The sequence below is a fragment of the Albidovulum marisflavi genome (genome assembly GCF_025751435.1).
Lineage (GTDB): Bacteria > Pseudomonadota > Alphaproteobacteria > Rhodobacterales > Rhodobacteraceae > Albidovulum > Albidovulum marisflavi.
On record NZ_JAOWKY010000001.1, the window covers coordinates 937,675 to 951,880 of the forward strand.

Consider the following 14,206-nt stretch of genomic DNA (forward strand, 5'->3'; position numbering starts at 1 on the left):
CCGCCGCTACTCTGAGATATAGGTGGTCTTGCCGCCGCAGATCGTGCGCCTGACGGACATCTTGGCGATGTCCTCGTGCGGCACCGCTTCGATATCGTCGGACAGGACCACGACATCGGCGGCCATGCCGGGTTTCAGCGTGCCGGTAAGATTTTCCCAATGGGCGGCCCATGCCCCGTCCGCCGTATAGGCACGCAGCACGTCCGCCAGGGGGATGCGCTGATCGCTGGTTCCTTCATAGATGGGGCGTGTCATGGCCGCGCCGATGCCACGCAGGACCGAGACGTCCGTAACCGGCCAGTCCGAGGCGAAGGCGATGCGTGCGCCGGCTTCGACCAGCGTGCGGCAGAGGAAGAAGTCTTTCCACCGGTCGCGCCCGATGGTGTCCAACGTGGGCTGCAGGGCGAAATCCATCGCGCCGGGCGCATGGACAGGCTGGATCGAGGCGGTGATCCCCAAGGCGGCCAGGCGCGGAACATCGGCGGGGTCGATAAGTTCGATATGTTCGATGCGGTGCCGGCTGTCGCGGCGGCCGTTCGCCTTCTGCGCGGCCTCATAGCCGTCGATCGTCGTGCGGATTGCGCCATCCCCGATCGCGTGAACGGCGATCTGCATCCCGCGCCGGTCGGCCTCAGAGGCGATCTCGTTGAAGCGGGGGCCGGGGAATAGCGGCTCGGAACGGTGCCCCGGATGTCCCGGATAGTCGTTCAGCATGTAGGCCGTACGGCTGTCCGAAACCCCGTCCATGAACATCTTGACGAAACGGCACGATAGCCAGTCGTCGTCGAAATCCTTCGTCATCTGGTCCGCCCGGTCAAGTTCGGACAGCTCCATGTGGGGCTTGAAGTGGAAGGGCACCTTGACGCGGGCGGTCAGAGCGCCCTCACGCTGAAGGCCACGCAAAAGCTCCAGCGTGTAGCGGTTGCCGTCCATGTTCACCATCGAGGTGATGCCGTGACGCGCGGCGTGGGCAAGCCCGCGGGCGGCCTTGGCGCGGTCGATCGCCTGCTCCGCCTCTGATGGCCAGGGCGAGGGTTCGCCACCCGTTGCGATGCCAAGGTAAAGCCGGGACTCTCCTCCAAGCGCGACGACGGGAGCGAAAGCTTCAAACTCCAGCAGCTCGCCGGTCGCCGTGCCGTCTGGTCCCATGACGATCTCGTGCCCCGGCGGGGTCTTGCCGCCGTGCAGGATCCCGGCGGCGGTCAAGGCCGCTGTATTGGCCCAGACCGTGTGATGGTCATGCGCCGTTATGGCGATCGGACGGTCGGCGATGATCCGGTCCAGGTCATGCCGCGTCATCGGGTGATCTAGGATCGCGTAATGCCCGCCCTGCGCCATCAGCAGCGGCTGATCGGGGTTTCGGGCCGCGAAATCGTGGAAGGCGCGGGCCAGCGCCTCTTCGCCCTCGACATGGGTCAGTTGCAGATGCGCAAGCTCGGTGCCGCCAAGCACCAGGTGAAGATGGCTTTCGACGAAGCCGGGCATCACGGTCGCGCCCATGCAGTCCACGACCTCGGTCGCGGGGCCTGCCAGCGCCTCGATCTCGGACCTTCCGCCGATGGCGGCGATCCGGTCGCCCGACAGTGCGATCGCCTCGGCTTTCGGGCAGTCCGGGTCCATTGTCAGGATGCGGGCATTGGTCAGGATCATATGCGGTGTCATCGCGGCCTCCGGTATGAATACCCAAGGGGTATCGTCAAGCCGTGGCCCCTGCCATTCCCCAAAAGGGATATTTCCGGACTAGCCGGTCAGTTCCGCCCTGAGCATCCGCCTGAGGATCTTGCCCGAGGCCGATTTTGGGATCGCGCCCACGAAGTGGATGGTGCGGGGCAGCTTGTAGTGCGCAAGCCGCGCGGACAGATGCGCCGCCACCTGATCCGCATCGACGGTGGCGCCCGGCGCGCGCACGAGGAAGGCCACCGGCACCTCTCCGGCCTCGTCATCCGGAACGCCGATGACGGCCGCATCGGCGACGCCCGGACACGACTGCAACTCTGCCTCGACTTCCGCTGGGGCGACCTGGAAACCCTTGACCTTGATCAATTCCTTCAGGCGGTCGTGGATGAAAAGGTAACCGTCTTCGTCGTAAGCCGCGATGTCCCCGGTCCTGAGCCAGCCGCCCGGAACAAGGGTTGCGGCCGTGGCCTCGGCGTTGTTCAGGTAGCCCTTCATGACCTGCGGCCCGCGCACCCAAAGCTCGCCAACCTCCCCGACGCCAAGGTCGCTTCCGGTTTCCGGATCGACGATGCGGCATTCGGTCGAGGGCGCCGTCTGGCCCGCCGAGCCGGGGCGCCCGCGCATCCGGGCGCTCAAATGGCTGACAGGGCTCATCTCGGTCATGCCGTAACCCTGTTCGCAGCGCACGCCCAACCGCGCCTCGACCGCGTTGGACAGCGGTGCACCAAGAGGTGCGGCCCCCGAAAACACATACTGGAGCGACGACAGGTCGTAGTTGTCGACCAACGGATGCTTGGCCAGCGCCAATGCCACGGGGGGCACGACAAAGACCTGTTTCGTTCGGTGGTCCTGAAGGAGCTTCAGGAACAACTCCAGATCGAACCGCGGCATCGTGACGACGCCGGCGCCCGCCGCCAGATAAAGGTTCATGAGCACGGTCATACCGTAGATGTGGAAGAAGGGAAGAAAGCCCACCGTCCATTCCTCGGCGGCGATCGGGCGGGCGTGATTGGTCTGATCGACATTCGCCACGAGGTTCCGGTGGGTCAGCATCACGCCCTTGGGCAGGCCCGTCGTTCCCGATGAATAGGGCAGGACAAGCGTATCGTTCTCCACGTCCACAGGGACCTGTTGCACCAAGGGCGGTCCCATGAGTTCGCTGAAGGGCGCGGTCCCGGCGGCGTCCCCCAGGGCGAAGATTTCGCGCACGCGGGTTCCCTCGGCACCCGCGATGGCGGTTTCGGCAAAGGCCGGCAGCGTGATCAGGATCTCTGCGCCGGCGTCGGTCAACTGGTGGTGCAGTTCTGCCGCGGTGTATGTCGGGTTTACCGTTGTGACAGTCGCGCCCGCCCAGGCCGTGCCGTGAAAGCACGCGAAATACTCCGGCAGGTTCGGCAGCATGATGGCGACAGCGCGGCCCGGCCCGATGCCGCGCTGGCGAAGGCCGCCGGCAAGCGCGCGGGTGCCGTCGACCAGTTCCCCCGCAGTGACGCGCCGCCCGGTCGGCCCGTCGATCATGGCATCGCGATCGCGATCGGCCAGGCCCTGGAACACCCGCTGCGTGATGGTCAGGCCGCTTGTCTCGATCTCTCCGAACGGGCTGGAAAACGTCGACATGGCAATCTCCTTCCGGCAACCGCATCCGCACAACTGCGGCAAGAGCACCACGGTTTTCACCGCAGGCGGCGTCAAACCGGCCGGGTCAGCCGCCTTGGTCGCGCCAGCCGGCGATGATCGCGTCGACCTCAAGCTCGACCAGCCATTCCGGGTTCACGAAACGGGTGACGGCCATGATCGTGTCCACCGGGCGGATGTCGCGGAAATATTCCTTGCGCACGTCGATCGCTTCCTTCCAGCGCGTGATGTCCGTGAGGATCACGCGGGTCCGCACGACGTCGCCCAGGCCCGATCCGGCGCTGATCAAGGCGTCTTCTATGATCTCGATGCAGCGTCTTGTCTGGGCTGCCACATCGCCGATCCCCACGGTCTTGCCGTCCGGCCCCACGGGTGCGGTCCCTCCAACCGAGATGTAGGGGCCGACGCGGACGGCGCGGGAAAACCCCACCACCGCCTCCATCGGGTTGCCGTTCGAGATCAATTCCCGGTCATATCCCATGTGCGATCTCCCGCCTTCCCGGCAGGGTAGCACGGACTCGGCCAAATCGTCGCCAGATATGTGGGTGCGGAACCGCCGGGTCGGGCGGTTCAGCGGATCGGGGGCGCGGCTCGGCTTGTCAGTTGATCAGCCCGGCGTGGCGCATCGCGGCGTCGATTCGGGCCTTCGTCGCGTCGAGCAGGCCGGTCAACGGCAGGCGCACGTCCTCGGCGCACAGTCCAAGGCGGGAAAGCCCGTATTTCGCGCCGCACAGGCCCGGCTCGATGAAAATCGCCTCGTGCAGGGGCATCAGCCGGTCCTGGTATTCAAGCGCCTTGGCGTAATCCCCGCGCAGCGTCGCGTCCTGGAACTCTGCGCAAAGCCGGGGCGCGACGTTAGCGGTGACCGAGATGCAGCCGACGCCGCCATGCGCGTTGAAGCCAAGCGCGGTCGCGTCCTCGCCTGAAAGCTGAATGAAATCGGCGCCGCAGGCGGCGCGCTGCTGGCTGACCCGCTCGATCTTGCCGGTCGCGTCCTTCACGCCGACGATGCGGGGCAGCTTGGCCAGCTCGCCCATCGTTTCCGGCGTCATGTCCACGACGGAACGGCCGGGGATGTTGTAGATCACGATCGGCAGGTTGCTTGCGTCGTGCATCGCCTTGAAATGCGCGTAAAGACCGCGCTGCGTGGGCTTGTTGTAGTAGGGCGTCACGACCAGCGCGGCGTCGGCGCCCGCGCGTTCGGCCTCGCGGATCAGGAAGATCCCTTCCTCGGTCGAGTTCGAGCCGGCTCCGGCGATCACCGGGATTCGGCCGGCGGCGGCCTTCACCACCTCTTCGATCACGCGGATATGCTCTTCGTGGGAAAGCGTCGGGCTTTCGCCGGTCGTGCCCACCGGTACGAGGCCGTGGCTGCCTTCGGCGACATGCCAGTCCACGAGTTTCTTGAGCGTGTCCAGATCCAGCTCGCCGTTCTTGAACGGCGTGACGAGGGCTGGGAAGGACCCTTTGAACATGACACGCTCCTTTGATGGTCTGGGCTTGAATCGCCCGGTTGAAAACGGGCGGAACCTAGCCGTAGTCGAGGGGATTGCCAAGTTTGTGTGTTGCGGTCGCGCGTAGGGCCGGTAGGATTGCGGAAAAACACGAAGCAGTCGCAGAAAACCATGATCCGCAGCCTAGTCCTTGCCGCGTCCCTGACGCTTTCCTTCACATCTCCGTTGCGTGCGGACGATCCCGCGATAATGGCGCTTGCGATGCGCGCGGCAGCCTCGGGGGACTGGTCCGCGGCGATGGGGCAGGCGGCGCGATCGGGTCCGCTTGCGCAGGCCATCGTCGAGTGGCAGCGGCTTCGCGATGGCGAAGGCGGCTTTTCGGACTATGTCGCATTCCTGTCGCGGTTCCCGGACTGGCCCGGCCTGCCGCTTCTGCGCAAGAAGGGCGAGGCTATCGCCGCCGGCCAGGATCCCGCGGCCGTCATCGCCTATTTCCGCCCCCAGGCGCCCCAGACCGGCACGGGCAGCCTGGCCTATGCCGCAGCGCTTGAGGCCAGCGGGGCCCACGGCCAGGCACGTGACGAAATCGTTCGGGCCTGGCGCAGCCTGTCGCTGACCGCCGACGAACATGCGGCCTTCCTTGACCGCTATGGCGCGGTGCTGGCCGATCATCACGACGGCCGGACTGCGGTTCTGCTTCGGGCGGGGTTGACGGGTGACGCCCGGCGGATGCTGGCCTTGGCAAGCCCCTACACGCGCGCGGTCGCTGCGGCGCGCATCGCACTTCAGGACGACGAAAAGGGCGTGGACGGGCTGATCGCAGCGCTGCCTGATTCAGCAGTGAGTTCAGGCGGGCTGGCCTACGATCGCTTTCGCTGGCGCATCCGCCGTGACCTTTACGACAGCGCGGACGAGCTGCTGCTGGAGCGGTCGCAAAACGTTGCCGCGCTTGGCGACCCGGACCAGTGGGCAGACTGGCGCCGCAAGCTTGCGCGCAAGGAGATGCGCGAAGGGGACGCAGGCCGCGCCTACCGTCTTGCCGCCGAACATCATCTGACCTCGGGCGAGGATTACGCCGACCTGGAATGGCTGGCCGGCTACATCGCACTGCGGAAACTGGGCAAGGCTGAAACCGCACTGAAGCACTTCACCCGGTTCGAGGCCGCTGTTTCCAGCCCGATCAGCCTGGCGCGCGCAAACTACTGGGAAGGGCGCGCCTACGAGGCGATGGGACGCAAGGCCGAAGCGCAGGCCGCCTATGCCGAAGGCGCCCGCTACCAGACCGCGTTCTACGGCCTTCTTTCGGCGGAGAAGGTCGGGTTGCCGCTGCCGCAAGGCATGGCTGGGGGCGAGACATATCCGGACTGGCGCGGCGCGTCCTTCGCGGGGTCAACCGTGTTCCAGGCCGCCCAGCTCTTGCAGGCGTCGGGTGACAGGACGCTGGCGCTGAGGTTCCTGTTGCACCTGTCCGAAAGCCTGCCGGGGCAGGACATCGCGCGGCTGGCCGGCCTGGCGCTTGACTGGCGCGACGCGAACACCGCACTGCTGCTGGCCAAGGCCGCGGCCGACAAGGGAGTGATCCTGCCGACCGCCTACTTTCCGACGAACGGCATCGAGAAGCTGAAGCTGCCGATCGCACCCGAACTGGCGCTTGCCATCGCGCGGCGCGAAAGCGAGTTCAACCCGACGGCCGTTTCGCATGTGGGCGCGCGCGGGCTCATGCAGGTGATGCCCGCCACCGCCAAGAAGGTCGCGGGCGACATCGGGATCGGCTATGACCTGGCCAAGCTGAGCAGCGACTGGGAATACAACGCGCAGATCGGCAGCGCCTACCTGGCCGGCCTGGTCGCGGAGTTCGGGTCTTCGCCGGTGCTTGTGGCCGCTGGATACAACGCAGGGCCGGGCCGACCGCGCCAATGGATCGGTGCTTTTGGCGACCCCAGGTCGGACCAGGTGGACGTGGTCGACTGGATCGAGGCGATCCCTTTCCGGGAAACCCAGAATTACGTCATGCGCGTCGCCGAAAGCCTGCCGATTTACCGGATGCGTCTTGGCGGCACGGCGGACAAGTCGTTCACGGATCTGTTGAAGGGCCGCTGAGGCCTGCGCCTTGACGCGCGGCTCGGGATGAACGGACCCGGGCACGCCAGAGCGTGAACAGCCCGGCGGCGACGACGATGCCGGCGCCGATCAGGACGTTCGTCCGCAGCGTCTCGCCGAAGATGAAGATCCCCAGGAAAGACGCGGCGGGAAGCTGGAAATAGGCGAAGGGCTGGATCGAGCTTGCCTCGGCAACGGCATAGGCCCGGATCAGAAGGTAATGCGCGGTGGCGCCCGAAATGCACAGCATGGCCATGAACCCCCAGTCCGCCGGGGTCATCGGTTCCCAGAACCACAGGCCGATCGACGTCATCACGACGCCCCCGCTGATGCCCGTCCAGAAGTAGCTGACGGCGGCGCTGTCCTTGCGCGCGACATAGCGGGTCAGAAGCCCGTAAAGCGCGAACATGAAGGATGCCACGACCGGTATCAGCGCATTGGGTGAAAACACCGTCACGCCCGGATCAAGGATGACCAGCACACCGACGAAACCCACGCCGATCGCCGCCCATCGCCGCCAGCCGACCGCTTCGCCCAGAACCGGACCCGAAAGGGCCGCCACGATCAGGGGATAGGCAGCGAAGATCGCGTGGGCCTCGATCAGGCCAAGACGCGTGAAGGCCACGACCATCACGCAGATCTCGGCGACCAGCAGGACGCCGCGAAAGATCTGTAGCGCGGGATAACCCGTTCGCACCGCGGCGCGAAACCCGCCCGCCTGCCGATAGGCGACCCATGTCACGAAGGCGGCAAAGAACCAGTAGCGGATCATCACCACCATGAAGACGTTGTAGGTTTCGGCCAGATGGCGCGAAAGCGCGTCCTGCGCCGAGAAGATCAGGGCGGCCCCGATCATCAGTAAAATGCCGGCGCGCTGGTTGGTGGGGGTCATGTCGTTCCGCAAAGCTTGCCACGGCTCATGTGGCGTTTGTGGCCGAAGCCTTTGGTGCGCTCTACCTGAAAGCCCGCCGACTGCAAGGACCTGCGCACGAATCCGGCGGCGGTGTAGGTGGCGAAGGTGCCGCCCTCTGCCGTGTGGCGGGCGACCTCGCGCATCAGGCGGTCTTCCCACAACTCGGGGTTCTTTGCCGGTGAGAAGCCATCCAGGAACCAGGCGTCCGCCCGGCCCGTCCATCGCGGCAGGGTCTGGCGCGCGTCGCCTTCAACGATCTCGACTTCGACCGGGCCAAGGGCGAAGCGTCGCCGTCCCGCGCGCCAGGCGGTCAGAAGCGGCCCGGCGCGGGACGCGGCTTCAGGGAAAGACGCCAGCGCGCGCTCCATGTCCGGGGCTGGCATCGGAAATGCCTCGAAGCTTGTGTAGAAAAGCCGCCCCGGCGCGCCCTGCGCTTCCAGCGCCATCAAGGTTGCAAGCAGGTTCAGCCCTGTTCCGAAACCAAGCTCGGCGATGCGGAAACCGTCGCGGAAGCGGCTGGGCAGGCCATTGCCGGCCAGGAACACGTGACGGGTTTCAGCCAGCCCATCGGTCAACGAGAAATAGGGGTCGTCGAACAGGCTCGAGACCGGTGTGCCGCCCCGTTGCCAGTCCACCCGTTCACTCTGGTCCTTCGCCGGCATCTGTCCTAACCCTTCGGATCAGGAGTTAGGCGAAGGACGGACCGGTGGCAATCGCGGAAGTCACAGTGATGGGCGGGGGCATCTTCGGGCTTGCCATCGCCTGGGAATGCTGCCGCCGCGGCGCGGCCGTCCGCCTGATTGAGCGCGAGCGGATCGGCGCGGGGTCTTCCGGCGGCATCGTCGGCGCGCTTGCCCCGCATGTCCCCGAACAGTGGAACCCGAAAAAGCAGTTTCAGCTGGAAAGCCTGCTCATGGCCGAGGCTTTCTGGCAGGGCGTGTCGCGGGCGGGCGGCGTGGATCCCGGCTATGGCCGCCTGGGCCGGTTGCAGCCAGTCGGTGACGACGCGGCGCTGGCGCTGGCGCAAGAACGCGGCCGTGGCGCAGAGGATCTGTGGCGGGGGCAGGCCGTGTGGCGGCTGGTGCGGGGCGACGCGCATCACGGCTGGGCGCCCGAAAGCGCGACCGGATGGCTGATCGAGGACACGCTTTCCGCCCGCCTGCACCCGCGTCGCGCAAGCCAGGCGCTGGTCGCCGCGATCCGCGCCAATGGCGGCGCGGTCGAGATCGACGCAGCGGCAGAACCAGATGGGCGGGTCGTCTGGGCGACGGGGGCGCCGGGCCTGGACGACCTGTCGGCCGCGTTCGGCCGCGCGGTCGGCGCGGGCGTTAAGGGACAGGCCGCGCTTTTTGCCTGCGACGCCGCGGGCAGGCCGCAGCTGTTCGCGGACGGGTTGCACGTGGTTCCCCATTCTGATGGCACGGTCGCGGTCGGGTCGACCTCGGAACGCGAGTTCGAGGATGGGCGAGCGGTCGACGACCGGCTGCAACCCCTGATCGACAAGGTTCGGATCCTGTGCCCGGCGCTGGCCCGCGCACCCTTGCTGGAACGCTGGGCAGGTGTCCGGCCCAGATCGAAAAGCCGGGCGCCGATGCTTGGCGGCTGGCCGGGCCGGGACGGGCACTTCATCGCGAACGGGGGCTTCAAGATCGGCTTCGGCATGGCCCCGAAGGTCGCGGAGGTCATGGCCGACCTTGTGCTGGAAGGCCGTGATGCGATCCCCGCGGGTTTCCGGGTGGAGGACAACCTGTAGCGCGAAGGCGTTGGCGGGGTACAGTCAGGCCGGCTGGGACGACACGCAGGCAGAGCAGGGAGCCGATCTGGCGCACCCGCGCTGTTTTTCCGCGCTTGGCTCAGCGCGCTTCAGACCCGTCGCGCAAAGGTCAGGCTGGTTGGGCGGTCATATCCGTCGTGGGCGGTCTCTGCGGTCTTTTGAAACCCCATAGATTGGAAGGCGTGCTGGTTTTCGGTCAGCTCGACGCGGACCTGAAGCTCAAGCATCGACAGCCCAAGCGCCCTTGCGCGGCTTGCCGCATGGTCTACCAGTTCGCGTGCAAGCCCTTGCCCGCGGAAGCGGTCATCGACGGCAAGCTTGCCCAGATACAGCCGGTCGCCCTGAAGCGTCAGAAAGATGCAGGCAATCGGGCTGCCCAGATCCTCGATGACCCAAACCTCTCCGGCGCGTGCCTGTTCGGCGATGGCGCCGGGCGTCAGGCGATGCATGGACGAAGGCGGGTCGATGCGGCCATCCATGGAGTCGAAGGCATGGCGGACCAGGGACAGGACCGTCCCCATGTCCTCATCCGGCGACAGCCGGCGGGGCTTGCGCTGAACGGGCAACCCGTCGGCCAAATGAATCCAGGGCACGCGCTCGTTCCAATGCGCGTGGAAGGTCGGCGCAAAGCCTGCGGGATCATCGAGTGTGGCGGCGTACAGGTCGATCTCATTGCGACGGGTGGGGCTTTGATAGGCCATCTGCGTGCCGCAGGCGCGGCAGAAGAATCGCGCCACGCCGGGGCTGCTTTCCCGCATCGCCGGCGCATCGCCTGTCCAGCGGAAGCGGACATGATCCACCGCCAGAAAACTGGTGAAGGGGGACGCGGTCGCACGCCTGCAGCTGTCGCAATGGCAATGTCCCTGCCAGTTGGGCGCGCCGTCGAACGCATAGCGCACCACACCGCAAAGGCACCGCCCCGATCCGCCGTCCATGTCCGCCCCCGCTGCCAGTTCGCGGCGATTAGGCGCGCGGGGGTGCTCCGGGTCAAGACCCCGTGCCAAGAGCGACAGCGCGGAAATCCGCCATATCTTGTGGAAAACCGCGCGAAATGACCGATATCCGGGGTGACGTCATTGACTCAAGCCCCCCTACGCCCAAGGATTGGCGAACATCTGGAATCAACGGATACCTTTCCCTTGCGCTTCAACCGCCTCAGACTGAACGGCTTCAAGAGCTTCGTGGACCCTACGGATCTGCTGATCCACGAAGGGTTGACGGGCGTCGTCGGGCCCAACGGCTGCGGCAAGTCGAACCTGCTTGAAGCCTTGCGGTGGGTCATGGGGGAAAACCGACCGACCGCGATGCGCGGCGACGGGATGGAGGATGTGATCTTCGCGGGCGCGGCCACCCGCCCTGCGCGCAACTTCGCCGAAGTGTCGCTGACCATCGACAACACCGAGCGCCTGGCGCCGGCGGGTTTCAACGACCAGGACCAGCTTGAGATCACGCGCCGCATAACGCGGGACGCGGGGTCTGCCTACAAGGCGAATGCCAAGGACGTGCGTGCCCGCGACATACAGATGCTGTTCGCCGATGCCTCGACCGGCGCGCATTCGCCGGCGCTGGTGCGTCAGGGGCAGATATCGGAGCTGATCAACGCCAAGCCCCGCAGCCGTCGTCGCATCCTTGAGGAAGCCGCCGGGATCTCCGGTCTGTACCAGCGGCGCCACGAGGCCGAGCTGAAGCTGAACGCCGCCGAACAGAACCTTGCGCGCGTGGACGACGTGGTCGAGCAGCTCGCCCAGCAACTGTCGCAACTTGCCCGCCAGGCCAGGCAGGCGGCGCGCTACCGCGAGATCGGCGCCGAGTTGCGCCGGGCGGAAGGGATGCTGCTTTATCGCCGCTGGCGCGAGGCGGACGAGGCGCGGCTTCGGGCCGAGGCGGATCTGACCGAGCGCACCAAGGGCGCGTCTGCGGCTGAGGCGGCCGCCCGCGCGGCTGCCAAGGGTCGGGCAGAGGCGGAGTCGCTTCTGCCGCCGTTGAGGGAAGAAGAGGCGATCGCAAGCGCGGTGTTGCAGCGCCTGTCGGTCCAGCGCGACACGCTGTCGGATCAGGAGGCGCGTGCCCGTCAGACGATCGACGCCTTGTCCGCGCGGATCGTCCAGCTTGCGCGCGACATCGAGCGCGAGGCGGGCCTGAACCGCGATGCGGGCGAAATGATCAGCCGGCTGGAGTGGGAGCAGGGCCAGATCGCCAAGGCGTCTGAGGGACACGAAACACGGCTGGCCGATGCGATGGAGGCCGCGCAGGCGGCGTCCTCGGTCATGTCCGAACGCGAAGCCGCCTTGTCCGAGCTGAACGAGGACGTGGCCCGGCTTGCCGCGCGCCACCAGTCCGCACACAGGCTGCTTGCCGACAGCCGCTCCACTTTGGACAAGGGCGAGGCAGACGCCACGCGCGCACGCGCCGCGGCGGCAGAGGCCCAATCCGCGCTGGACCGGGCGCGCGACGACTATGAAACCGCCCGCGAAGCGCAGGAAGAGGCGACGAGCGCGGCCGAGGCGGCCGAAGAGCGGCTGATAGAAGCCGACGAGGCGCGCGGCGAGGCGCAGGCCCGTGAGTCCGAAGCCCGCGCCGCGCGGTCCGAGGCCGAGGGCGAGGCGGGCGCATTGCGCGCCGAAGTCACGGCGCTGTCCAGGCTCGTCGAACGTGAGGCCGCGACGGGAAAGCAGCTTCTGGACCGTGTCCGGGTCGAAAAGGGATACGAAAAGGCCCTTGGCGCGGCGCTTGCCGACGATCTGCGCGCGCCGGAGGTTCCGGGCGACGCTGCCTCGGGCTGGGCGCCGATCCCCGACTATGACCAGGCGCAGGCGCTGCCCGCCGGTGTGCGGCGTCTGGGCGACGTGGTTTCGGTGCCAGAGGTCCTGTTGCGCCGGATCGGCCAGATCGGTCTGGTCGAACGCAATGACGGCGCGCGGCTTCAGCCGCAATTGCAACCGGGTCAGCGCCTTGTCTCGGTTGAGGGTGACCTGTGGCGGTGGGACGGTTTCCGCGCCGCGGCCGAGGACGCCCCGCAGGCGTCCGCCCTGCGTCTGCAGCAGTTGAACCGGCTTGAGGAACTGAAGCGCGATCTTGACGCGGCGAGTGTTCGCGCCGAGGGCGCCCGCCAGGCCCATGAAAACCTGACCCGGCAGATGGCCGCCGCCTCGGACGCCGACAGGGCCGCGCGCGAGGCCCGGCGCGAGGCCGACCGCCGGATGGCCGAGGCGTCCCGCGCGCTGTCGAAGGCTGAAGCCGACAGGTCGATTGCCGCCGGCAAGCTGGAAAGCGCCCGCTTGGCGATGTCGCGCCACGAGGAAGAGGCGATGGGCGCGCGCGCGCGGCTCAAGGAAGCCGAAGCGTCGGTCGCTGCGCTGCCCGACCTGCAAGCCGCGCGGGTCGAGGTCGAGGATGTAAAGCTGACTGTCGAGGCCGCGCGGGTCACGATGATGGCCAAGCGCGCGCATCACGACGAAATCCGCCGCGAGGGCGAGGCGCGCCTGCGCCGCCGCCAGGAAATCACCAAGGAACTTTCCGGCTGGCGCCATCGCCTGGATACCGCCGAGAAACGCACGGCAGAGCTTGCGGAACGCAAGGCCGCCAGCGAAGAGGAGCTTGCCGAGGCCAAGGCTGCGCCAGAGGAGATCGCGGCAAAGCGGGAAGAGCTGAACGAGGCGATCGAAACCGCCGAAATCCGCCGCCGCGCCGCCGCTGACCGGTTGGCGGAGGGCGAAAGCCTCATGCGCCTTGTCGCCGATCAGGAGCGCGAGGCAGAGCGCGCGGCATCCGAGGCGCGCGAGGCGCGTGCGCGGGCTGAAGCCCGGGCGGACGCCGCGCGCGAAACGGTGACGGCCGCCGCCGACCGGATCCGCGAGGAAACCGAAAACACGCCCGGAACGCTTCTGCAAAGCCTGGATGCGGACCCCGAGACCATGCCGTCGGCCGAATCCCTGGACACCGACGTGCACCGCCTGCGCCGCCAGCGCGATGCCCTTGGCGCTGTGAACCTGCGCGCCGAGGAGGACGCCAAGGAGGTTCAGACCGAATACGATACGCTGGTCAAGGAAAAGGCCGATCTGGAAGAGGCGATCAAGAAGCTGCGGTCCGGCATCGCCGGCCTGAACCGAGAGGGGCGCGAACGCCTTCTGACCGCGTTCGAGCAGGTCAATTCGAACTTCCGCACGCTTTTCACCCATCTCTTCGGCGGGGGCGAGGCGAACCTTGTCCTGGTCGAAAGCGACGACCCGCTGGAGGCGGGGCTTGAGATCATGTGCCAGCCGCCGGGCAAGAAACTGGCGACGCTTTCGCTTCTGTCGGGGGGCGAACAGACGCTGACGGCGCTGGCGCTGATCTTCGCGGTCTTCCTCGCGAACCCGGCCCCGATCTGCGTGCTGGACGAGGTCGACGCGCCGCTGGACGACGCCAACGTCACGCGCTTCTGCGACCTTCTGGACGAGATGACGCGGCGCACCGACACGCGCTTCCTGATCATCACCCACCACGCCGTGACCATGGCACGCATGGATCGCCTTTTCGGCGTGACGATGCAGGAGCAGGGCGTCAGCCAGCTTGTCAGCGTCGACCTGAAGCGGGCCGAGGCGCTGGTGGCGTGACGCTTGCGCAGCGGCAGGATGTATTTCCAGTCACAGTTTCGCCCTTAAATCGAGCCTG

General features: G+C 67.1%; 10 protein-coding genes. 3 read left to right on the plus strand and 7 right to left on the minus strand.

Annotation, left to right across the window (positions count from 1 at the left end):
* Nucleotides 1-6 precede the first annotated feature (6 nt).
* The 4 genes from OEW28_RS04525 to dapA all read right to left on the minus strand — a co-directional run bounded on the left by OEW28_RS04525 (nt 7) and on the right by dapA (nt 4,787).
* Nucleotides 7-1,662: an amidohydrolase gene (locus OEW28_RS04525; protein ID WP_263733510.1), complete on the minus strand. Its 1,656-nt coding sequence runs from the start codon at nt 1,660-1,662 to the stop codon at nt 7-9.
* 78 nt (nt 1,663-1,740) lie between these two features.
* Entirely contained in the window at nt 1,741-3,294 is a 1,554-nt protein-coding gene (locus OEW28_RS04530; protein WP_263733511.1) for an AMP-binding protein, read from the minus strand.
* 85 nt (nt 3,295-3,379) lie between these two features.
* A complete protein-coding gene (locus OEW28_RS04535) occupies nt 3,380-3,793 on the minus strand; it encodes a RidA family protein (RefSeq protein WP_263733512.1) in 414 nt (137 codons plus the stop codon).
* Between the two features lie 118 nt (nt 3,794-3,911).
* Entirely contained in the window at nt 3,912-4,787 is an 876-nt protein-coding gene (gene dapA, locus OEW28_RS04540; protein ID WP_263733513.1) for a 4-hydroxy-tetrahydrodipicolinate synthase, read from the minus strand.
* 150 nt (nt 4,788-4,937) lie between these two features.
* Here dapA and OEW28_RS04545 point away from each other — a divergent pair, with 150 nt between their 5' ends.
* Nucleotides 4,938-6,866, plus strand: coding sequence for a lytic transglycosylase domain-containing protein (locus OEW28_RS04545; RefSeq protein WP_263733514.1), 1,929 nt, complete (start codon nt 4,938-4,940; stop codon nt 6,864-6,866).
* On the opposite strand, the gene OEW28_RS04550 is transcribed toward OEW28_RS04545, so the two are convergent.
* Entirely contained in the window at nt 6,841-7,758 is a 918-nt protein-coding gene (locus tag OEW28_RS04550) for a DMT family transporter (RefSeq protein ID WP_263733515.1), read from the minus strand. The two genes, OEW28_RS04545 and OEW28_RS04550, sit on opposite strands and share 26 nt — an antisense overlap.
* Nucleotides 7,755-8,441: a tRNA (5-methylaminomethyl-2-thiouridine)(34)-methyltransferase MnmD gene (gene mnmD / locus OEW28_RS04555; RefSeq protein ID WP_263733516.1), complete on the minus strand. Its 687-nt coding sequence runs from the start codon at nt 8,439-8,441 to the stop codon at nt 7,755-7,757. The genes OEW28_RS04550 and mnmD overlap by 4 nt, the downstream gene beginning before the upstream one ends.
* A gap of 44 nt (nt 8,442-8,485) precedes the next feature.
* Here mnmD and OEW28_RS04560 point away from each other — a divergent pair, with 44 nt between their 5' ends.
* Nucleotides 8,486-9,532 carry an NAD(P)/FAD-dependent oxidoreductase gene (locus OEW28_RS04560; RefSeq protein ID WP_263733517.1) on the plus strand — a complete coding sequence of 349 codons (1,047 nt, stop codon included), beginning with the start codon at nt 8,486-8,488 and terminating at the stop codon, nt 9,530-9,532.
* A 110-nt stretch (nt 9,533-9,642) separates the two neighbouring features.
* On the opposite strand, the gene OEW28_RS18890 is transcribed toward OEW28_RS04560, so the two are convergent.
* Nucleotides 9,643-10,488, minus strand: coding sequence for a GNAT family N-acetyltransferase (locus tag OEW28_RS18890; RefSeq protein WP_412174775.1), 846 nt, complete (start codon nt 10,486-10,488; stop codon nt 9,643-9,645).
* 204 nt (nt 10,489-10,692) lie between these two features.
* Between OEW28_RS18890 and smc the strand changes: the two genes are divergently transcribed.
* Nucleotides 10,693-14,148, plus strand: a complete 3,456-nt coding sequence (smc, locus tag OEW28_RS04575; RefSeq protein ID WP_263733518.1) for a chromosome segregation protein SMC — start codon at nt 10,693-10,695, stop codon at nt 14,146-14,148.
* Nucleotides 14,149-14,206 lie beyond the last annotated feature (58 nt).